At 44.1% G+C, this 20,954-nt stretch carries 18 protein-coding genes and 2 pseudogenes; 14 read left to right on the top strand and 6 right to left on the bottom strand.

Features of this window, described 5'->3' with window-relative positions:
- The first annotated feature begins 14 nt into the window (after nt 1–14).
- A complete protein-coding gene (locus tag KHN78_RS19930; protein WP_128813418.1) occupies nt 15–401 on the top strand; it encodes a DUF2541 family protein in 387 nt (128 codons plus the stop codon).
- A 129-nt stretch (nt 402–530) separates the two neighbouring features.
- On the opposite strand, the pseudogene KHN78_RS19925 reads toward KHN78_RS19930, so the two are convergent.
- Nucleotides 531–678: pseudogene (locus KHN78_RS19925) on the bottom strand (IS5/IS1182 family transposase); the annotation flags it as partial.
- Between the two features lie 245 nt (nt 679–923).
- Between KHN78_RS19925 and KHN78_RS19920 the strand changes: the two are divergent.
- Complete coding sequence (locus KHN78_RS19920; protein WP_211918410.1) at nt 924–2,432, top strand: DUF3360 domain-containing protein; 1,509 nt, start codon at nt 924–926, stop codon at nt 2,430–2,432.
- 251 nt (nt 2,433–2,683) lie between these two features.
- On the opposite strand, the gene KHN78_RS19915 is transcribed toward KHN78_RS19920, so the two are convergent.
- From KHN78_RS19915 to KHN78_RS19905, 3 genes are all read right to left on the bottom strand, one after another.
- Nucleotides 2,684–4,144, bottom strand: a complete 1,461-nt coding sequence (locus KHN78_RS19915; protein ID WP_211918408.1) for a hypothetical protein — start codon at nt 4,142–4,144, stop codon at nt 2,684–2,686.
- A gap of 61 nt (nt 4,145–4,205) precedes the next feature.
- Nucleotides 4,206–5,537, bottom strand: coding sequence for a hypothetical protein (locus KHN78_RS19910; protein ID WP_211918406.1), 1,332 nt, complete (start codon nt 5,535–5,537; stop codon nt 4,206–4,208).
- 1 nt (nt 5,538) lies between these two features.
- The gene (locus tag KHN78_RS19905) at nt 5,539–5,928 is read right to left on the bottom strand and encodes a TerB family tellurite resistance protein (RefSeq protein ID WP_211918404.1); all 390 of its coding nucleotides are present in this window, start codon (nt 5,926–5,928) and stop codon (nt 5,539–5,541) included.
- A 637-nt stretch (nt 5,929–6,565) separates the two neighbouring features.
- Between KHN78_RS19905 and KHN78_RS19900 the strand changes: the two genes are divergently transcribed.
- The 3 genes from KHN78_RS19900 (at nt 6,566) to KHN78_RS19890 (ending at nt 9,098) form a co-directional block, all read left to right on the top strand.
- Nucleotides 6,566–6,745, top strand: coding sequence for a hypothetical protein (locus tag KHN78_RS19900; protein WP_211918401.1), 180 nt, complete (start codon nt 6,566–6,568; stop codon nt 6,743–6,745).
- 4 nt (nt 6,746–6,749) lie between these two features.
- Nucleotides 6,750–7,928, top strand: coding sequence for a radical SAM protein (locus KHN78_RS19895; protein ID WP_211918399.1), 1,179 nt, complete (start codon nt 6,750–6,752; stop codon nt 7,926–7,928).
- Between the two features lie 261 nt (nt 7,929–8,189).
- A complete protein-coding gene (locus KHN78_RS19890; RefSeq protein ID WP_263422525.1) occupies nt 8,190–9,098 on the top strand; it encodes a radical SAM protein in 909 nt (302 codons plus the stop codon).
- Nucleotides 9,099–9,295: 197 nt separating this feature from the next.
- Here the strand turns inward: KHN78_RS19890 and KHN78_RS19885 are convergent.
- Nucleotides 9,296–9,469, bottom strand: a pseudogene (locus KHN78_RS19885) (integrase core domain-containing protein); the annotation flags it as partial.
- A 251-nt stretch (nt 9,470–9,720) separates the two neighbouring features.
- Nucleotides 9,721–10,167: a DUF302 domain-containing protein gene (locus tag KHN78_RS19880; protein WP_211918395.1), complete on the bottom strand. Its 447-nt coding sequence runs from the start codon at nt 10,165–10,167 to the stop codon at nt 9,721–9,723.
- Between the two features lie 156 nt (nt 10,168–10,323).
- On the opposite strand from KHN78_RS19880, the gene KHN78_RS19875 reads away from it, so the two are divergent.
- The 9 genes from KHN78_RS19875 to ahpF all read left to right on the top strand — a co-directional run bounded on the left by KHN78_RS19875 (nt 10,324) and on the right by ahpF (nt 20,776).
- Complete coding sequence (locus KHN78_RS19875) at nt 10,324–12,315, top strand: peptidase U32 family protein (RefSeq protein WP_211918393.1); 1,992 nt, start codon at nt 10,324–10,326, stop codon at nt 12,313–12,315.
- A 44-nt stretch (nt 12,316–12,359) separates the two neighbouring features.
- Nucleotides 12,360–12,746: a hypothetical protein gene (locus tag KHN78_RS19870; protein WP_211918391.1), complete on the top strand. Its 387-nt coding sequence runs from the start codon at nt 12,360–12,362 to the stop codon at nt 12,744–12,746.
- A 121-nt stretch (nt 12,747–12,867) separates the two neighbouring features.
- Entirely contained in the window at nt 12,868–13,113 is a 246-nt protein-coding gene (locus KHN78_RS19865; RefSeq protein WP_128813426.1) for a DUF3297 family protein, read from the top strand.
- Nucleotides 13,114–13,429: 316 nt separating this feature from the next.
- The gene (locus KHN78_RS19860; protein ID WP_211918390.1) at nt 13,430–14,194 is read left to right on the top strand and encodes an ABC transporter ATP-binding protein; all 765 of its coding nucleotides are present in this window, start codon (nt 13,430–13,432) and stop codon (nt 14,192–14,194) included.
- A complete protein-coding gene (locus tag KHN78_RS19855) occupies nt 14,181–16,712 on the top strand; it encodes an ABC transporter permease (protein ID WP_211918388.1) in 2,532 nt (843 codons plus the stop codon). The genes KHN78_RS19860 and KHN78_RS19855 overlap by 14 nt, the downstream gene beginning before the upstream one ends.
- On the top strand, nt 16,712–17,851 hold the full coding sequence (locus tag KHN78_RS19850) for a lipocalin-like domain-containing protein (protein ID WP_211918386.1): 1,140 nt from the start codon (nt 16,712–16,714) through the stop codon (nt 17,849–17,851). The genes KHN78_RS19855 and KHN78_RS19850 overlap by 1 nt, the downstream gene beginning before the upstream one ends.
- A gap of 84 nt (nt 17,852–17,935) precedes the next feature.
- A complete protein-coding gene (locus KHN78_RS19845) occupies nt 17,936–18,202 on the top strand; it encodes a DUF2999 family protein (protein WP_211918384.1) in 267 nt (88 codons plus the stop codon).
- A gap of 276 nt (nt 18,203–18,478) precedes the next feature.
- Complete coding sequence (ahpC, locus tag KHN78_RS19840) at nt 18,479–19,036, top strand: alkyl hydroperoxide reductase subunit C (protein WP_211918382.1); 558 nt, start codon at nt 18,479–18,481, stop codon at nt 19,034–19,036.
- 171 nt (nt 19,037–19,207) lie between these two features.
- On the top strand, nt 19,208–20,776 hold the full coding sequence (gene ahpF, locus KHN78_RS19835; protein ID WP_211918380.1) for an alkyl hydroperoxide reductase subunit F: 1,569 nt from the start codon (nt 19,208–19,210) through the stop codon (nt 20,774–20,776).
- Nucleotides 20,777–20,954 lie beyond the last annotated feature (178 nt).

The raw sequence follows: 20,954 nt of genomic DNA, 5'->3' as shown, positions 1-20,954 counted from the left end.
AGTTTTAAACGTAAATGAAATTACTAACGACTCTTCTAAGCGCAGCCGTTGCTGCAACACTACTTGCAACGCCTGCACACGCAGATGACAAATTCACTTTAGGTCGTACCATTTTGCTTGAGCACGGCAACTTAGCGGCAAAAATCCCAATGGTGGTGTGCCGCAACACGAATGCGATCAAAGTAAAAGCAGAGAAAGACTTAGAATTGAGAAAAGTCGTGGTGAGATTCCAAAACGGTGAAGAAAAAACGATCCGTTTTCACCGCGATCTTAAGAAAGATAAAACCACTGACTGGCGTTACTTTGGTTACCGCCGTTGTGTGAAAAACATCGAAGTTTACGGTAACTCAGAAGGCTCTAAAGCTGGCGTTCGTGTTTACGGTAAAGAGAAAAACGACTAATTCGCGAAACTATCGTTTTCGTTTTGGTAGCGTTTGAAACTCGAAACGAATCTAGCTAAAACAAATCTAAGCTAAATGGGCGACGAACATGTCGCCTATTTTTTTAACGGGTTCCGTCTGGAATTAACCGGTCAGACTCAACTCTACTACATCTATTACGTGAGTATTGGTATCCACCACCCAATGCAACTTTCTCCCAGACTCTACGCTTTCCGTCAGTTCCGCGCTTCTTAACTTCCCATTCGCTTTAGCCAAAGCCCTTGAGGCTAGTTCTATCAAATTCCACAACAACGCCCATGCTGGTAGCCCATACCCTACGACTAATGTCTAACCGTCTGAGACTATTTGTGCTTTTTGGTTTGGTATAAGGTACTAGCAACTGAATTTCCAGGGTTCATAAATTCAGTCATCGAGTTCTTGTAGCAGAGAAGATATAGACAACGACTCGCTTAGTCTTCGTTTAGTGAGCACATAACGTTGGTTGGAAAAACACACCTTAGAGTGTGAACGAAAGGAATCACAATGAGCAGCACTTTAGAGTCCGTACATATACAAACAGATAAGCCTCAAGCCAATGAGGATGAACTCACTTATGAACAACAGCATAAACCAAGATCGGAATTTGATTCCCGAGAACAATATTTAGAGCACGAGTTGAAAATTATGGCGCCTAAACGCTGGCGTCCTAATTTGCCATTTAAAGATTATCGATTTGAGATAGAAGATACCATTCCAGCGATGGCCGCGACCATTGGTAAAGTGGTAATGGTAGGCGCCATTGCAGCAACCTTTGCCGGGGCGCTAGGACTAAATGAAGGCTTTATTTTAGAAAATGTCCGTTATGAATTACTCATCGCCTCTGTTTTCATTATCCTTTTCTCAGGCTTTCTATTGCCGACCGCAAACCTCGCAGGTACACACGGCCCACTCATCCCATTAATTCCTATTGTCGTTGCAGCAGGCGGCCACCCTATGGCCTTTGGTTTGCTGATCGGCGCTTTTGGCATACTGTTGGCCATCAGTAAAGGGGGCAGCATGCTGGCAAATCTCACCAGTAAAGGCGTGTGTGGCGGTCTATTACTCTACCTTGGCTTTGTTGGAACCGTCTCGCAAGTGAAAAAGCTGTTCGCTTGGGCTGAGGGAATTGGAATGAGTCACATCGCTTTTGTTGTGATCTTTTGCACCATTATTTTATATGCCTTATTGGAACATTTTCGTAAGCGTTGGCTAGCCGTCCCTCTTAGTTGCTTGCTGGGCGGCACGTTAGCTTTTGCCATGGGCGCCCCGTTTTCTTTTCAAACCGAGCCCGGTTTGCCCAATATGAACCCTATGTATTGGTGGGGGGAAGATACGGGCTGGATGCTGGGTTTACCGACGATTGAACACTTCATGGTCGTGCTGCCTTTTGCTATTTTGGCAGTCGCTATGTGGTCACCAGATTTTTTAGGGCATCAAGTGTTCCAAAAAATCAGCTATCCCAAACGTACAGAAAAAGTCCATATGAACATTGACGATACCATGACCACCGCTTCAATTCGTCAAACGTTCGGTTCTCTACTCGGTGGCACTAACTTTACGTCTTCGTGGGGAACTTACATCGTTCCGGCGGCTATCGCTAAACGTCCTATTCCTGCAGGCGCTTTGCTAACGGCACTGTTCTGTATCATCGCCGCGGTTTGGGGCTACCCAATGGACTTAGCGATCTGGCAACCTGTACTTTGTGTTGCGCTTATTGTTGGGGTATTTGTGCCTTTGCTAGAAGCAGGAATGGAAATGACGCGTGAGGGGAAAACCACCCAATCGGCAGCGATTGTTGTTTTTTCTTCAGCGCTGGTTAACCCTGCGTTTGGCTGGTCGCTCACCATGCTGCTGGATAACTTAGGTTTAGTTGGCTGTAAAGAACGCAGTGGGGAACTCAGTAAAATGAGCCGTTGGGTGTTGCCTGGCATTATGTTTGTTGTGCTAACAAGCGTAATGGCGTTGGTGGGTCTACTACCGGGGATACCAGCGATTATCTCAAGTTTTCGTTAGCCTTTAAGTCAGCACTTAAGACGATCTCGCACTTACGTTCATAGGCTCGTAATACGAGTTTAGGGTTTGAAGATATTTTTTGTTACCTGTTAGAAACGGTTTAGTTCAGTGGAGCTAAACCGTTTTTGCCCCATACCTTGTTTCGACCGCTACAACACATAAATCAGCAAAGCTTTATTTGACTTATTTTTTCTAATCCAACAGCGTGACCAATTATGCCACTACAATTTGCTAATCATCTGAAGTGAAGCTTAAAATTTTAAAGGTTCGGGACTTCTCATCATGGCATCAAATTCTTGAAAATTCGAAAACGGGAGAGAATGGCCAAGTTGAGCGTTAATTCTGTTTAGACCGACTATGAATTTATCGGCATTCCAATCTGTCATAGCAAGATCCATTTCATCGAATGCTAGTGAAAATTCAACAGCCTGTTTTTGAAAGTGCTCGTCGATGATCTTTTCCATAGCGGCTCGTTCTTTCTGCATTTGTGGTATGGCTTGCGCACAGATCGCTTCGATGGCTGCTCGACGTTCTTTCGCTGCTTTAACAACAGAAGCGTCACCTAAGGCGATCATACCTGATTGTTGAAGCATATTACTGATCATAAAGCCCACACCAGCACCGATTAAACCACCAACAACAGGAATAGGTATTACTGCTTGCCCCCAGGCACCATAGTAAAATACGGATGCACCAGAAATCACTGTATAACTCACTTCCTCAAGTAGTTCATCGGAGGTGATGTCACCATTCATATAACTTAACATTGATTTGCTAGCTGAAACGACAGTGGTGGCTATGGCCATCGGCGCATTGGAACGAGAGAGCATTTTGCCCGTTGATTCTCCAAGGAGTTTCGTCCCACCGTGTATGATTCCTTTCGACATCGCGGTAGAGACATACCCAGTAGCAAACCCCTTTCCTGCTTGCGTGGTGGTGTTGAGAAGCACTTCGCCTATCTCTGCTTCATTTTTATACAAATCATATAAGCCTGTCGCTAAGGAAACAGAACCTGCAATGCCAGCTCCAATTCGACCACCTTTGAGCCCTGAATAGTGAATGTCTGTCCAGACCGCTTCATTCTTTAGTTTGTTGGCATATTCTTGGGCATACTTGGGGTCGGTGAGTTTTTTTGCGTCATCGTACGTTGTATTGTCAGCGACAACATCCTCACATCGAATACTTTTATCGTACGTTTTTCTGGTGTCAGCATAAAGGTCCTTACTTTTTATGGATGGCGATGCCAATCGTTGATCCATTAAGTCACAGGCTTTATCGTAATGTTCAGATCCGCCAACTCTTCCCATTCCATCGTATTTTTTGTCCTTAAGCATACGAATAGTACTGGCCGCTGAATGGCTAGATTTCGCTTGATATTTTTTAAGCGTTTCTTTGCCATTACTTATCAGGATGTCAGCTGGATCATGGGGCATACCTAAACTTTCGGTGGTGCGAGCGAATAGGGTGCTGTTCTTTTTAATTGCATCTTTACAGAACTTGGCTGCCTGATCGATTTCGAACAAGTGTCCTTGAGATATCTCGGGCGCGACATTTTTCAACCGCTGAGCTGCAAGAGGAAGAAGATCGGCATTGGTAATTGTATCAAAAACCCTTTGGGTAGCATGTGTTGTATAGTCATTGCTGATGGTGTTAGCGATTGTATCTTGCACTAACGACTTTTTTTTAGAAAACAATCTATCGAATATACGCATTGAGTTTGGGTTCCTAAATGAACAGGAAGCAAAAATGCTTTACTTCCTGTCATTCTATTATTTAGGCCGCTTGCAGTTCCTTGGGTTTACACTCGTTCAATAGTGCAATTGATTCTGGTACTAAATCACCGTCTTCTGACAACATTTGTTGGTGGATTACACGGCTAATAGTACAAATTAATGATACTAACAGGGCACATCCGGTCTTATTTTGTTCAGAGAGTAAGGTATAAGAAACACTATCACTTGGGCTGTCTAACTCACTGTCTATAGTACGTAATATATTTAAAAGTCTCTCAATTTCTTTCGCATAAGCGCTAGGTTTTAGTGATGCGTTTATGCTTAGACTCTCTGAATTAAGTTCTGAGACTTGAGGGTGCGATACATGCTCCACAAATGACTGGAATGCATCAATACAGGGCTGACGGTTTGGATTTTCAGTGAAAAGATACTTAATTTTGCACCATAGACCTTGTTGGCTTTGTTCTAGTTGATTCGCTTTGTTTAACGCGTCAGTGCATGAAGCCATCAATTCTTGGACAAGCGACTTTTTCCACTCGAACTGTACGACCCGCTCGGTTTTGATCAAGTCTTCTAGACTTGGCAGCAATGCGAGGGCTTTGGCGTTTAACTGATCCAATAAGTGGTTCGTTGAATCAAAATGTTGGCCAATTGCGCGCACTTTTACTTCAGCTGTATACATCTGTTCTGATGCTAGCTCGGCTGCCGCGAGATTCTCATAGGCGTTTTCTTTTGCAGCTTCGGCTTTTGATGCCCATAAAGCGCCGCCAACTGCCAGCACTGGCCCGGCGACAATACCACCTAATACAGCGGTTCCGCCCGCCATTCCTAAACCACCGGTAGATAAAGCGCCACCACCAAACCATGCTAACGTTGCGTTCGTGGCTGCAGCGCCGCTTAGCGCAGAAATTGCGGTTCCGGTCGATGCTGTCGCTAGGGCACTCGCGCCACCGTAAGCTGCTAGCCCTGCTAAGCCCCCGGCGCCTAGCGCGGTGACGCCACCACTCAACACACTCTGAATATTCAGTGTTGCTTGATGTACATTGACCAGCTCTGATTCAGTCACAGTAAGATCATGTGAACGATTGTCGAGCTCTGAAAAATCAATGTTTTTGAGATTGCTATATAGTTCAAAAAATGGCGTCATCGTATTTTGGTAGACGTCAAATTTAGTATGACCAAAAGTGATCATCGATTGGTTGGCTTGATTTTTTGCGTTCTCAAGCAATTCTTCTGCATCATCAAAAGTTCTTCTGGCCCGAGCGTTAACGTCCTTTGCTTCCTTGGTGTCGTCGTATGCGTCTTTACTTTTGCTAGCGCCATAGAGACCGGCGACTGCCGCCGCACCAACTAATAAAAATGGTAATGGCATATCATTCCTCCATGAGTAAAGCGACTTCTTGCACAAGATTTAGCTGGCGGGTAACCCAGTCAGTTAGCTTTTGTAGCTCATCATCATTAATACTCAAATTGCTAGCAAGGCGAGTTAAAAAGTCTTGTTCTTGTTTGCAGTACTCTGTATCTGAGTACGCTACGCCAAGAATTTCAACGAGCAGGGAGACCTTTGAACGGCGATCTGGGAAGAGTGTTATCATCGACTCTTCGGTGTAAGAAAGCGCTTCTACATCTGTATCACATTGAAGTTTAATTTGCTCTAGAATTGCAACTTCTTCGACTGAAACTTGCCCATCAACGTTAATCAATTTCTGTGCAATAGCTAGTAAAACGCCTTGTTGGTCTTTATTTAAGTTTCCAATAAACATTTATTTTCCTTTAGTACAATGCCAATGACGGATATTCAGATGTCAAATTAGTCGCATTTTACAGTGAGATCTGCTGTAAGAAACTTGAACAAGTTCAGAGTATTATGAAAAGAAATGGCAATACTTTTAGCTTTGATCACATTGCAAAGAAAACAACTAGGGCGTACCTAAATAATTTATAGGTCTGCGTGTAGTGGATTAGGTAATTTTGCAAAACTGCTTACTCGGAAGTGTCCAAGGACGTGCTGGCGCCGACCTCGGTAAACACGTCTTTGCCCCATTCCTTGCCAGCGTCGCTCAACCTCTCAAATCATAGTGGGCGATTTGACCTACTTTTTCTTATCTATGTAATGTCTAGCATTAGGGGCGTACCAATGTGAGTTGTAGACATGGAACACCTTCCTTTTAGCACTAAACCCAGTTTAAGTTTAGCTGTGAAGAGGGACATACCATCTCATTAAACGTGTTTCAAATTGCCAAGCGAGTATGAAGGCGCGCAAACGGATCAACCTCGCAGCACCTCTCATTAGTTCCCAGTTTTCAAACGTCCTGCTGGATAAAATCAAAATTAATACTAATGTTGATTAGTAATCGCTGTTAGAACTCAAAATCATTTTTAAATCAAAAGGAATATTGCATGGCTGATAACAACTCTAAAGAAGATATTGTGATTATCATCGAAGATCCTGTTACGGGAGACAAAGTAAAATACAAAGTCAGTCCTGATATAGCTAAGGGGATGAAGCAATTGCTTGATGCATTAGAGCGTTCTAGCCGTGGACCAACTCCAAGTTGGGACTCAGCATGTAGGGTTTAGCTCTATGGAATATCGTAGTAGTGTATTCAACGTAGAGGTACAAGTCGGAGGAGACTACTACCTCTACAACACTCTAACATCAAAACTTGGTCAGTTAAGTGATAGTATTTCATCTCTTGATAATATTTCTGACACTTCTATCAAAAGACTGTTTCGAGACGGTTTTCTTGTATCAGATGAAAAAACCGTATTGGATGAATACGACGATTTTTTTAAAGTAAGATCAGCCCCGTCAAAAACATTAGGTATTTTATTTACAACAACTACTGAGTGCGACCTTAGATGTGGATATTGTTTTGAAAATAGGGTTAAAAGGGCTTCTATGAATGAAGTCGTATTTAAAAATTCTATTGACTGGATTGTAAATAAAGTTCAAAACGAAAATATTGAAGTACTCAGACTAATCTTGTTTGGCGGAGAGCCAATGCTCAAACCAGACATCGCTGTCAGTTTATTTAGTGAGCTAAATAAACTAAGTGAATCTCTAGGTATTCGTTTGCATCCATATGAAATGATTACTAATGGGACTTTCAATGATGAAGAAACCCTCCGAAGAATGGCTAATCTCGGGCTTCGTGATGTCCAGATTACATTTGATGGAAGTGAGGTCGTTAATGATAAAAGAAGAAAAAGCCTAGATAGGGCAGGAAAATACAGACAGATAGTAGACAATTTGGCTGTTTATACCAAGTATTTCAAAGTCACGATAAAAATTAACTTTGATAAATCTACCATAGAAACAATTGAAGAGCTCCTTAACGATATACTAACTGTATGTCCCGGCATCGAAAATAAAGCTTTAGTCAAGCTTGAGCCTATTGCGGTATACAGAAAAAATGGGAATTACATCTACAGTGATGGGAGCCTATATGATCCATCTAGTATTGATATGGCGAAATCTTTTGCTTATGCCATGACTATATGTAAAAAGAGAGGTTTCAATCTTGATCTGTCGGCAGTATTTCCGACGCCTTGTATGGTCACGCAAGAAAATAGCTACTTGCTTGAACCGAATGGTTTATTACGTTCTTGTATTAGTGCGTTTGGAATGAAAGAGTTTTACGTGGGTGATGTGAGCACGGAAGTTGATCATATTTCGCGAGAAAAGTACCAGAATAATTTGGCTGACACAATTTCAAACGGTTGCGAAAAAAAAAACGTGTGCATATCTTCCAGTTTGTGATGGTGGGTGTAAGTATGAACTTTCTTTGAACGAAGTACCTATCAATCACATGCAGTGTAAATACGACTATTTTGATAGTATTATTTATTTCTACATTAAATATCTTATTTCAAAAATAAAGTCGATATCCATCTATTAAATAAACTTACTCAAATGTCAAACTATAAACATAAAAATCTCGTAATTAAACCTGTTGATGAAACTTGCAATTTGAAATGTAGTTATTGCAATGCTGAAAAATATGACTCAAAAACAAGGAGAATGAGTTTAGAGGTTCTGGATAAAATTATTTACTCAGCCTCAAAAGACGAGTTCTCTTCTTTTCGATTTACTTGGCACGGTGGAGAACCTTTAGCTGCCGGAGTTGAATTTTTTCAAGAGGTTATACGTCTACAAAAAAAATATTTTGGTAGGTTTAGATATCATCGGTATGAAAACATAGTTCAAACAAATGGTCTCTTGCTCAGTAATAAATACTTTGATTTGTTTTCAGAAAATAACTTCCATCTTGGATTCAGTATCGATGGACCAGATTTGGAGTGTAATGAATATCGTTTCGGTATGGAGAAAGATCCTCAGAAAAAACTAGATCATACAATATCAAAATTTAGAGAGGTAAAAAAAAGAGGGCTAAATCTTTTTGTTATATTTGTGATTCACGATAAAAACATTAAAAGAGCTTCAGATATATATAAGTTCATTTGCGAGATAAAAGCAGACTCTGTTTCATTTAATCCTAAGTTTAATAGTCATCTTACTTCCGAAAATGTAGATGTAAATGATTATTCTGGTTTTTTGAAAGAAATTTTTTTTCTACACAAAGAAAGAGGAAGTGAAAAACCTTTCTTATCAAATATAGAAAAATATTACAGCCATGCAATTGGGAAGAAAACGAATATGTGTTACCTCAGTAATAAGTGCGATCAGTTTCTATGCATTAACTCAGATGGAGAGATTTTTCTCACTTGTACGGATGAACTAGGCTTTAAGGTATCTTCCGATATTGGTGAGCTGGGACAGTTTCTATCTCAAAGGAAACCGCGCGGGAACATAATATCGACACCTATTAATCCGTATTTAGACCTTGGTTGCCCAAAATATTCACATAGAGATAAAAAGGAGGATATCTACATAAATAGGATCATAGAAATGTTCAGAATGGAGGTGTAATTTGACACTTACTATACCTAATCAGGACGCTCTTGAACTGCCAAAATATCTCTAATTTAGGCCCATTGAAAAATACAAACAACCTCTCCATCGATAGCTATTTCATTAATTTGGAGTAAGGATAGCAAAGTAGGATATAGACCTGTTCTATCAGCTACCCACATTTCGACTCGGTGCTTGTCAAGATTATATCTGGGCTAGATTGATTTCCCATCCTCTAATGTTTCTATAGGCGTTCTACCACCGCACATTTTTCCTTGATGAGTACGATGATTGTTGTAGCAGTCCATCCATTCATCCAGATCTTTCTGCAACTCATCCATTGAGCTATACAGTTTCTCTCTCAACGTAACTTGGCAGAACTCATTCAATGGTGCGGACCACTAGTATTGAGCACTGAGTTAGAGTTAAGTAAATTTCCATACTTGAAGTTATCCGTACCCTACTAATTTAGAAAACTCACTGAGACGTTTTTGTCCAAAAATGAGTTTGGTGGTGTGTTTATGATTTATGTGTTTATGATTAACAAACCACCAACTTAGTCAGGCTGAGTACGAGCCAGCAAAGGTTAACCACTGGTCATCATGTCGATCCCTATTTCATTTCCATACCCTAGCCATTATTACTGCGCTGCTGCGTTGACCAAGGTTCCCAACACGCCGCTGACTTTATTCAAGACCTCATCACATCCCTTTATGTCGTGACGCTCTTTTAAGTAGGATGGGTCGTTGTAAGCTAACCAAGTTTTGCCCTCGGCATCTTCATAGATCAAGACTTTTTGTGGAAGATCAATCGCCACTTCTTGCGCGCAAACCATTAACGGGGTCCCTACCTTAGGGTTGCCAAAAACAATGACCTCGGTTGGTCTAAGCGCCATATCGACTTTCGCCGCATTGGCTTGATGGTTGACCCTAGCGAACACATTCAGCCCTTTCTCTTGAGCAATCTCAACAAACTTATCGGCAGTATCTTGCACAGAATGCTGGCTACCAACACGAACAACACTCTCTTCAGCCTGCGTGGTATACGAAGCCAATAACACAGCTAATCCAACGATCATCCATCTCATACTGTCTTTCCTTTTTCGTTATCAGTTAGTCACTCAAATATAGACCGGATGTTCAGATTAATTGATTCAGATTAATAAACTGTTAACTAGCGCTAGATCACATTTTTGAAACCCATAGAATACGTGCTTATTTTATTGCTGAGTAAGAGTGAACGAGTGACACGCGATCAATTTGAGTTATTAGCGCCAGGTGGCGATCTAGATTCTATAAAAGCGGCGATTGCTGCAGGTGCCGACGCCATCTATTGTGGGCTTGACCGCTTTAATGCGCGCAACCGTGCAACCAACCTATCATTAGATAACTTAAATGGTGTTTTAACACTGGCGCATCAGCATAACTGTAAGATCTTCTTGACGCTTAACGTACTGATTTTAGAAAGCGAAATTCCCGCGATTGTGCGTCTGCTTAGCCAACTGAACACCACCGCGATAGATGGTGTGATCGTACAAGATCTTGGCCTTGCTTATATTCTCAAGAACCATTTTCCTGATTTGGACGTGCATGCCTCTACCCAGTTGAATACGCATAATGAGGGACAAATTCTGTTCCTTAACCAACTCACGGCAAGTCGCGTCAACCTTTCTCGTGAACTGAACATCAACGAGATAAAACACCTCGCTCAATTTGGTCGTGAGCATAACGTCATGATGGAAGTCTTCGTTCATGGCTCTTACTGTATTGGGTTTTCTGGGATTTGTTATATCAGCTCTGCACGTAATGGCGCTTCAGGTAACCGTGGCCGTTGTAGCCAACCCTGTCGTGAACAATACGAAACGACAAAAACAGGCAACAATTACCCACTCAACATGAAAGACAACTCCGCGTTTGGCGATTTAGCCGCCCTTGCAGACGCAGGCGTTTACTCACTCAAAGTCGAAGGACGCATCAAAAAATCACATTACGTGTATACAGTTGTCGATAACTGGCGTAAGCAGATTGACCGTTTATGTGATGGGGTTGAACTATCAAACGACACCACTGAACTTTACACCGTATTTAACCGAGATTTTTCTAACGCATTTTTGCAAGGTGATTTCGGTAAGGCAATGTACATTGATAACCCTCGCGACCATGCGGTAAAACACTTTTCAAAGATCTATCAGTGTCAGTCGGTTGATGATGTTCAAGCCGTGAAGAAGAAACTGTACGACGATAAAACAGCGATCATCGAAACCGTTGCAGAAAAAACACAGTCCTTTGATGTGAATTCAACCAATGTGTCCAGCAGCAGCTTAAAAGGGGCGATTGACGTACCGAGCCTACCCGCGTTACCTGCGTCAGAACCACGTTTAGGCGCACCAAAACTGTCGGTACTGATCTCAGCAATGCAAGACGCGTCACTGTGCGAAGACAATAATGCAGATGTCTACTATCAACTGCCAATGGGTTTAGCGGGCGAACTGCCGGCCATGATAGAACTATTCCAAGCAAATCCGACACTGAAACCTTGGTTCCCTGCGATATTAATTGGTGACGATTACCAAGCGGCACGCACATTCTTAGAAGCCGTGAAGCCGGAATTGTCGATCACCAATAACTCAGGCGTTGGCATCATCGCTCAACAACTGGGTTTGGGTTGGGTAGCGGGCCCACAAATGAACACCGTCAACTCATACTCATTCAAATGTTTGCAAGAAGAGTTTGCGGCAAGCGGCGCGTTTATCTCTAACGAGTTAAATATGAAGCAGATGCGCCACATTAAGCGTCCGAAAAACATGCGCAGTTACTACAGCGTCTACCACCCAAATACCCTGCTCACTAGCCGTCAATGTCTGTTCCAACAAACTGAGGGCTGCCGTAAAATCAAGGTCAATAAAGGGTGTTTGAAGCGCTGTGATAAACGTACTTCAATCATTAATTTGAAAGACAACCCATACGTGGTGCAAAAGCAAAAAGGCAGTCACAACTCGATATACAGCGAACACAACGTATTGAACTTGCAAGTACTGCAAGATCTACCACAGCTGTTTACCGATGTGCTGATTGACCTACGCGATATTCAAACAGAGACTAAGGTATCAGCCACTAAATCAGAGTTGATTGATGCATTTTTGCTACTGTTAGAAACACCATGTGAACAGGGTGAGCAAGCGCTCAATACGATGATTCAACCTACGGCAAACGCTCAATACTTGAAAGGCTTATAAGCGGATTTTCACGTAAGCCACACAGCACAATTTACGGATAAACTATGCACCCAATGAAGCAAGAAACGTTGAGCTATTTCGATGATTTGAATTACAGTATTCTCTCGCAAACTGATGACGTTTATGCGCTAAAACAGAACCGAACAGGCTTAACCGTCGAACTCGACTTCTCTGTACTTGGTAGCGGAAAGCTCCCTAAACCACGGGCACAAAAAACGGATAAGAAACTGTACTTTCTTGATATCAGCGATATTGAGAGAATCGGTTTTGAGGTATTAGAGCCTTTTGCTATTGCACTTGAGGAACATTGCTCTATGGTCGTATATGAGCCTGAGTTCTTTGAGCAAAGCATGAAAGAGATGTGGATGTTTCTATCAAACGATCCACGCGATCGTGATGTGTTCAACGACAGTAAGTTTTATCGTTCTTAACGAGCCTTTTTGTCGTTAATGAGGTATTTAAACCTCAAACTACGACGGACTCTTCTTGAACACTTGCCTTGCACTGACTACAATGACGCACTTTTTTTAACGGACTTCAAGGTCACACAAAATGACAGATACAGCTAAACCAGCTCTACCAGATCGCCTAGCGGGTAACCCACGTAGCCCATTCTTCATCAAAGAATGTTTCGATCACCAAATCGGTATCCGTTTTAACGGCAAAGAGCGCACTGACGTAGAAGAATACTGCATCAGCGAAGGTTGGGTAAAAATTGCTTCACCTAAAGCAAAAGACCGTTTCGGTAACCCAATGCTTATCAAACTAAAAGGCGAAGTAGAAGCTTACTACGCGTAAGTCAGTTACTCGCTAGTTAGCTAGGTAATTAGAAAGTAGTTAATTAGTAGTTAGTTAATTAGTTTCCAGCAAATTAACTGAGCCTAAGCCCAAATTCAAAGCCCGAGTTTTTCTCGGGTTTTTTCTTATCCTTAGAATACCGTCTCTCCGCAATACCAATCCAATCAGTCCGCTTTCGAGTACAATTCATTACACAAACCGGTTTTAACACCCACTTTTCAACTTGTTGTCTAGAATTTAAGAGAGCAATTTGTATACATAGGTGACATAACAAACAACACTATGCCCACGTTACTTCAAGATGAAGGAAGAGGAAATGGACAGTCCACTTGTCACGTTACAAAGTGCCAGTAAAAGTTTTGTCGATGGCAAAGAAACTCATCGTGTCTTAGATAATATCGATTTCACCCTATCATCAGGAGCAAGCGTCGCACTGACGGGCGCCAGTGGCAGCGGCAAGAGCACCTTACTCAACATTATTGCAGGATTCGAACCCCTCACCAGCGGGGAACTCTGGCTCGATGGTGACTGCGCGAAACGCTGGAAAGACCCACAGTGGAGCCGGTTTCGACACCAAAAACTGGGCGTAATCTTCCAGCAGTTCAATCTCCTCACTCCACTTAACGTCAAACAAAACATCGCGTTCCCACTGCATCTAAACCAACAACGTTGGAATGATTGGTGTGATTACTTGGTGGAAAAGATGGACATCCACACTCTACTTGATAGGCACGTTTCGTCGCTCTCTGGTGGACAGCAGCAGCGTGTCGCGATTGCTAGAGCTTTAGCCCATAAGCCTAAACTTCTGCTTGCTGATGAACCCACAGGTAACCTCGACCAAAAAGCGGGCTTGGAAGTGATGAAACTGCTCAGTGAAATCACCACACAAGGCAATACCGCCGTGCTCTTGGTGACCCATAGCCCTGAATGCGCCCAGTTTATGCAAACCCACTTACGCTTAAAAGATGGACGTTTAAAGGATGGGCGTTTAAAAGAAGGGCGCTTGAAAGATGGTCGTTTGCAAAACGGACTGACGCAAAAGCAGCGCGGTGTAAATGAGCAACATCATGAAGCAAGCTAAGCTCTCAAACACCAGATTCACGCATGCTCGACTCACCCTGAATCTGTTTGCGGCGCACTATCGCCAAGCGCCACTGCAAGCCGCCGCAATTCTGATAGGTATCGTATTGGCAGTGACCTTGTTTGTGGCTGTCCAAGCGATTAACCTCAATGCCAAGCGCAGCTATGCCGAATCTACAGAGCAGCTCAGCGCACAAGCTCAGAACTTAATTATTCCACCGGCAGGGCAAAACTATCTGCCCGAGTCGCTCTATTTCATCCTTAGACAAAACGGACTCAGTGCATCGCTACCTGTAATCGAAGGGCGAGTGAGAGACGAACAAGGCCGTCGCTGGTCTGTACAAGGTAGCGAGTTGATTGCCGCCATCTCTTCACGTTCGCGCTATTCAACGGACAACAAGCAAAAGTCATCAGATAACCAACAGAACGTGTCTTTGTTCGACAGTGCTTTGCCTTTAACTGAGCTTTTAGCTGGCAAGCCCATCGTGATGATGAGCCAATCGCAACACCAAAACTTAGGGGAGGTAAAAACCCTAACTTTAGACGACATCCCAACCCAAGTGGTGGTATTACCCGATGATTGGCAGTTAGGTAGCAGAATGTTGATGGACATTGGTTTTGCCCAGCAACTGCTCAACAAACAAGGACAGCTCAGTTACATTGCGGTTTTCCATTCGGGTGATAAAGGGAATAAAGACACGCAAGCAAAATGGCAAAGCATCATTGGCGAGCAAGGACAATGGATTACCAATAATCAAAGTACAGACCTTGGCTCGCTGACCGACAGCTTTCACCTCAACCTCACGGCAATGAGCTTACTCGCGTTTTTAGTTGGGCTGTTCATTGCTTACAACGGCGTTAAGTACAGCTTGCTTAAGCGCAATCGGCTGTTAGTGCAGATTCAACAGGCGGGTGTCGCGCCGAGCATTGTGTTCTCTGCGCTGTTAGTTGAACTCACTATTCTCGTTACCATCGGCGCTTCCCTCGGTTTTGTATTGGGCATGCAGCTTAGCCACTGGTTACATCCGACCGTGGCACTGACTCTAGAACAACTTTATGGCGCGACACTGCTGCCCGGCACTTGGCAGTGGCAATGGTGGGCGCAAGCGCTACTGCTCACGTTAGCTGCAACCCTATTGGCATGTTGGCAGCACTTTAAACAGCGAGTGCGCCAACCGCTTTCCTCTCATGGCGGATTTTATCAGGTGCCTGAAGCCTCTAACGAAAACCAATTATTCGTGATAGGCGCTGCGTTGACGGCTCTCGCACTTGCTGGATTATGGCTGAGTGAGCACCACCGATTTACCATGGCGTGGCTCGGTGTGCTTGTTGTGTCGATTCCGTTGTACTTACCCAAAACACTCAGCGTGTTAGCCAATTGGTGTGAAAAGCGCACCACTTCCGGTTTGATGCAGTATCTGTTTGCTGAGCTGCGCGAGCTGATTTCGCCGCTCTCTCTCGCCATGATGGCACTGCTACTCGCCGTTACAGCCAATATGGGCATGAACACGCTAGTTGGTAGCTTCGAGTCCACCCTAAAACAGTGGTTAGAACAAAGGTTGCACGCCGATATTTACGTCAGCCCTGCCCAAGGGGAAATCGCAGATGTGGAGCGCGAGTTAGGGCAATTCGACAAGGTTGAGACCGTCTACAAGCAATACTACGTCGACGATAACCTGCAAGGTTTACCGATTTTGCTTGGTACCAAAGACAAAGACACCTTAGAGCAAACCATGGTGTTCAAATCGCATTTGGAGAACTTCTGGCAGCGTTTTTACCAAGGTGAGTTAGTCGCCATCAGTGAACCAACCGCGGTCAAACTGGGTTTATCACTGGGTAGCGAGCTCACGCTTGATGCAGTTCCAAATAAGAACCTGCTTGTGGGTGCGATATTTCACGATTACGGCTCGCCCAATGGTGAAGTGTTATTGGCACCCAAATTATGGCAAGAGAGTGGCTTTACCGACCTACCAACAAGCCTTGGTATTAAAGTCTCGGGGGACCCACAAATTGTCTATAACCAAATGCGCGAACAACTGAATCTGCATCCAAGTCAGCTCTACGATCAGGCGCAAATCAAATCCATCGCGTTGGATATTTTCTCGCAGACTTTCGCCATTACGCGAGCGCTCAACGGCGTGACTTTGATGGTCGCGGTGATTGGTTTGTTCAGTGCTTGTTTCATGTTGCTCGACGCGCGCAAAGCCGCCATTGCTAGGCTGTATGCACTTGGCGTCAGCCGTCGCAAATTAATGACCATGGTGGTCGGACAGATCGTCGCTTTGGTCAGTTTTACTCTGGTTATCGCCCTGCCCCTCGGTGCCATGGTGGGTTATGTACTGACGGACATCGTCACCTTACGCGCTTTTGGTTGGAGCTTAAATTATCTGTGGCATTGGAATAACGCGCTGAACATTGCGGCGATCACCATCTTAGTGGCGGTGATTGCAACCTTAATTCCGCTATGGCGATTGGTCAGCAAGCCTGTCGTGTCCAGTTTGCAAAGCGAGGTGTTGTGATGGTTCAATTGGCAAGCAAACTTACTCTATTCATAAGCAGTTTGTTCCTATTCGGCTGTGAAGATCCCCAACAAAAAAATATGGGCACGCAAAATATGGGTACGTTGCTGGGCAGTGGAGATACGCAAAGCGAGAGCAACCTATTCACACCCGTGGAAAAAGGGGTTGAACTCACCTTTCCTACCGATCATCAAGCGCACCCGAATTTTCGTCATGAATGGTGGTATTTAACCGCCAACTTAATCGATGAAGACGGCAACCCACTTGGCGTTCAATGGACACAATTTCGCTTTGCTGCTGCGCCGTCGTCACCACCACCGCCAAGGGGCGAAGATGACGTGAAGAAAACCGAGTGGCAAACTCAGCAGATCTACATGGCGCACAGCGCAGTCACTACAACCGATAAACATTACGCCGATGAAAAATGGTCACGTGACCATGCCTCTCTAGCCGGCGTCGACACTTCACCATTTCGAGTTTATCTCGATGATTGGCAGTGGACTTCTTCAACCAACGATCTCTTCCCTGCCACATTGAAGGTGAACTCCGAGCAGTTTGGCTATTCTCTGACGTTTACCAGCAACGCACCTTATCAAAAGCAAGGCAAGCAAGGTTACAGCACCAAAAGCGCCGATGGTCAGGTGGCCTCGTATTACTACAGCCAACCGTTTATTGATGTAACTGGTGAAGTCACTATCGACGGCGAAATCCATCAAGTATCCGGCAAAGGTTGGATAGACCGAGAGTGGAGCTCGCAATTCTTACTCGACTCACAACAAGGCTGGGACTGGTTTGCTCTAAGGTTGAGTGACGAGACCAGCCTGGTGGTGTTCCAATTGCGTGATTCCAAAACCGGATCAGCCAGTTACTCCAATGCAAGGCTGATGCAACAAGACGGCTCTGGCATTGCCATTTCGCAAAAAGACATCCGCTTAAAGGCGACCAAGCAAACGGAAATTCAAGGACGCAGTTATCCAACGGAATGGCAAATATCCATTCCAACTCAACAAATTGAAGTGACGGTTTCAGCACTGAACCCCAATGCAAAGATGCCGCTTTCTGTGCCTTATTGGGAAGGTCCGGTACGGATTAAAGGCACGCATTCAGGAACGGGATATATGGAACTTACTGGTTATTAAGGTCTGACAAAAAACTAAATATCGTTTGCTTGAATAGCTAGTGATAAACTTGGCCTATTACCCAGAGACAAAAAAGGAAATGTAATGAACCCAATTCTAGCGATGCTGAAAGAGAACAATATCAGCGATGAGAAGATCCACGAGATTTTTCAAACTCTGACACAGAACCCTTTTGCCGCAATGGCAACGATCAGCCAACTGGGATTGCCTCAAGACAAGCTACAAATGCTGATGGCGCAAGTGATGCAAAACCCTGCACTCATCAAAGAAGCAGTGGAAGAGTTGGGATTGGATTTCTCAAAAGTTGAAGAAGCAAAAGAAAAGCTTCAGAGCCAAAACCAAGGCAACTAAGTTAACTCTCCTCAAGTAAAGTAAAGGCCGCTATCACCGTCGTCTAAGGTGATCGCGGCCTTTGTCATTCTACGCCGAAACATCTTGAACCTGGGTGTTAGAACATGACAAACCGTTCAAAAGGCTCTCCATACATCGAAATTACCTATCAAGTGAAATAGGAAGTAACTATCAATAGGATAGTTACAAGCGATTTTCCTTAAACACACTCCGATGAGAATATACTTTCCGAAAGCAACAACAGCTCAGCTTAAAACATTCAAAGGAAAGTAAATTATGATTAATACTCAAATCAAACCATTTGCAGCTACAGCGTACAAAAACGGCGAATTCGTAGAAGTTACAGAGCAAGACGTTCTAGGTAAATGGGCAGTATTCTTCTTCTACCCAGCAGACTTTACGTTTGTATGTCCAACTGAACTGGGCGACCTAGCAGACCACTACGAAGAACTACAAAAACGTGGCGTAGAAGTTTACTCAGTATCGACTGACACACACTTCACTCACAAAGCATGGCACGACAGCTCAGACACAATCGGTAAGATTCAGTACTACATGCTTGGCGACCAAGCTGGCAACATCACAAACAACTTCGGTGTAATGCGTGAAGGCGAAGGTCTTGCAGACCGTGCAACGTTCCTAATCGACCCACAAGGTACTATCCAAGCGATGGAAATCACTGCTGAAGGTATCGGTCGTGACGCAGAAGACCTACTACGCAAAGTGAAAGCAGCTCAGTACGTAGCAGCGCACCCAGGCGAAGTTTGCCCAGCTAAATGGAAAGAAGGTGAAGAGACACTAGCTCCATCACTAGACCTAGTTGGCAAAATCTAAGCCACTGACATTTAAGTTCTAATCAGTTCCGATTTCCTTTTTCTGATTAGAACTGAATTAGAGAGCACTTCAGGTTAGATACCTTGACGACCTTCTGCCTGATTTGCTCTCTCCCCCTCAGGTTTTATCTACAGTAACCACTTTTTAGTTTTAATTAAGGTAGTAACAACTATGTTAGACCAAGCAATCCAACAACAACTCAAGCAATATCTGGCTAATGTAAAAGAAGAAGTTCGTTTAGTGGTTAGTCTAGATGAAAGCAAAGCATCGAATGACATTTTGTCTCTAGCGAACCAAATCGCAGAGATGAGCGACCTAATCACCGTTGAACGTGACGACAACGCAAGCGCACGTAAACCCGTGATGGCGGTAACTAACCCAGCAAAAGGCACAGCACTACGCTTTGCAGGCTTGCCAATGGGTCACGAATTTACCTCTCTAGTATTGGCGCTGCTTCACTCTGGCGGTCACCCAATCAAACTAGAACCAGAAGTGATTGAGCAAATCGCAGCGCTAGACAAAGATCTAGACGTAGAAATCTTCATTTCACTGTCGTGCCAAAACTGTCCAGACGTGGTTCAAGCGTTCAACATGATGGCAGCGATCAACCCGAAAGTGAAAGCAACCATGATCGACGGTGGTTTGTTCCAAGATGAAGTGAAGCAACGCGACATCATGGCCGTACCAAGCGTGTTCGTGAACGGTGAGCTATTCGGTCAAGGCCGTATGTCACTGACTGAAATCCTAAACAAAGTGGATGATGGCGCAAGCGAGAAAGCAGCCAAAGCACTGAGTGAAAAAAAACCATACGACGTACTTGTAGTCGGCGGTGGTCCTGGTGGTAGCGCAGCTGCTCTATACGCCGCTCGTAAAGGTATTCGTACTGGTGTTGTCGCTAAACGCTTTGGCGGTCAGGTTATGGACACCATGGCAATTGAGAACTTCATTTCGGTAAAACGTACTGAAGGTCCAAAACTGGCAACTGACCTAGCAGAACATCTAAAAGAATACGACGTTGACGTAGTAACTGAGCAACAAGCTGAGAAGCTAATGGGCGCAGCACACACAGAAGATGGTTTGATTCACATTCAACTTGAAAGCGGCGCAACGCTGAAGAGTAAGAGTGTCATCCTAAGCCCTGGTGCACGCTGGCGTGAAATGAACGTCCCTGGCGAGCAAGAGTACCGCAACAAAGGTGTCGCGTACTGCCCACACTGTGACGGTCCACTGTTCAAAGGCAAGAAAACTGCGGTTATCGGTGGTGGTAACTCAGGCATCGAAGCCGCTATCGACCTCGCAGGTATCGTAGAACACGTAACCGTTCTTGAATTCGCAGACGTACTTCGCGCAGACCAAGTGCTTATCGACAAAGCGAACTCACTACCAAATATCGACATCATCACGATGGCGCAAACTACTGAGGTTGTGGGTGACGGTACTCGCGTAACAAGCTTGAAGTACAAAGACCGCAACACAGATGAAATCAAAGAGATTGAACTGTCAGGTATCTTTGTTCAAATCGGTCTAGTACCAAACACAGAATGGCTAAAAGATTCAGAAGTAGTACTCTCTGAGCGCGGCGAAATTGAAGTCGGTAGCCGTGGCGAAACCAGTCTAGAAGGTGTGTTCGCAGCGGGTGACGCGACCACCGTTCCTTACAAACAGATCATCATTGCGATGGGTGAAGGTGCAAAAGCAAGCTTAGGCGCATTTGACTACCTAATCCGTAAGCAAGGTTAATCTCCAACTTCTTATCCACCAGCACACAGTGCCCTGATGATGCTAGGTGGCTAAAAATGATAACAATGATTGGAAGCCCAAAGACTTTGCCAGCAGGTGCCCCCTGCTGGCTTTTTTGTTTTTGGGCGAAAGAGGATGAAAGAAACTCGTTCTGAGAGCGCGACTAATTAAATTCACA

Source organism: Vibrio sp. B1REV9 (assembly GCF_905175395.2).
GTDB classification, from domain to species: domain Bacteria; phylum Pseudomonadota; class Gammaproteobacteria; order Enterobacterales; family Vibrionaceae; genus Vibrio; species Vibrio alfacsensis.
This window is presented reverse-complemented; position numbering and strand designations above follow the sequence as displayed.

Excerpts from the sequence above, each read along its gene's own strand:
- KHN78_RS19850 (WP_211918386.1), top strand. The coding sequence starts at position 16,712 with ATGGTTCAATTGGCAAGCAAACTTACTCTATTCATAAGCAGTTTGTTC.
- KHN78_RS19890 (WP_263422525.1), top strand. The coding sequence starts at position 8,190 with ATGAGTTTAGAGGTTCTGGATAAAATTATTTACTCAGCCTCAAAAGAC.
- KHN78_RS19855 (WP_211918388.1), top strand. The coding sequence starts at position 14,181 with ATGAAGCAAGCTAAGCTCTCAAACACCAGATTCACGCATGCTCGACTC.
- KHN78_RS19900 (WP_211918401.1), top strand. The coding sequence starts at position 6,566 with ATGGCTGATAACAACTCTAAAGAAGATATTGTGATTATCATCGAAGAT.
- KHN78_RS19870 (WP_211918391.1), top strand. The coding sequence starts at position 12,360 with ATGCACCCAATGAAGCAAGAAACGTTGAGCTATTTCGATGATTTGAAT.
- KHN78_RS19895 (WP_211918399.1), top strand. The coding sequence starts at position 6,750 with ATGGAATATCGTAGTAGTGTATTCAACGTAGAGGTACAAGTCGGAGGA.
- KHN78_RS19865 (WP_128813426.1), top strand. The coding sequence starts at position 12,868 with ATGACAGATACAGCTAAACCAGCTCTACCAGATCGCCTAGCGGGTAAC.
- ahpF (WP_211918380.1), top strand. The coding sequence starts at position 19,208 with ATGTTAGACCAAGCAATCCAACAACAACTCAAGCAATATCTGGCTAAT.
- KHN78_RS19910 (WP_211918406.1), bottom strand. The coding sequence starts at position 5,537 with ATGCCATTACCATTTTTATTAGTTGGTGCGGCGGCAGTCGCCGGTCTC.
- KHN78_RS19860 (WP_211918390.1), top strand. The coding sequence starts at position 13,430 with ATGGACAGTCCACTTGTCACGTTACAAAGTGCCAGTAAAAGTTTTGTC.
- KHN78_RS19930 (WP_128813418.1), top strand. The coding sequence starts at position 15 with ATGAAATTACTAACGACTCTTCTAAGCGCAGCCGTTGCTGCAACACTA.
- KHN78_RS19845 (WP_211918384.1), top strand. The coding sequence starts at position 17,936 with ATGAACCCAATTCTAGCGATGCTGAAAGAGAACAATATCAGCGATGAG.
- KHN78_RS19915 (WP_211918408.1), bottom strand. The coding sequence starts at position 4,144 with ATGCGTATATTCGATAGATTGTTTTCTAAAAAAAAGTCGTTAGTGCAA.
- KHN78_RS19880 (WP_211918395.1), bottom strand. The coding sequence starts at position 10,167 with ATGAGATGGATGATCGTTGGATTAGCTGTGTTATTGGCTTCGTATACC.
- ahpC (WP_211918382.1), top strand. The coding sequence starts at position 18,479 with ATGATTAATACTCAAATCAAACCATTTGCAGCTACAGCGTACAAAAAC.
- KHN78_RS19905 (WP_211918404.1), bottom strand. The coding sequence starts at position 5,928 with ATGTTTATTGGAAACTTAAATAAAGACCAACAAGGCGTTTTACTAGCT.
- KHN78_RS19920 (WP_211918410.1), top strand. The coding sequence starts at position 924 with ATGAGCAGCACTTTAGAGTCCGTACATATACAAACAGATAAGCCTCAA.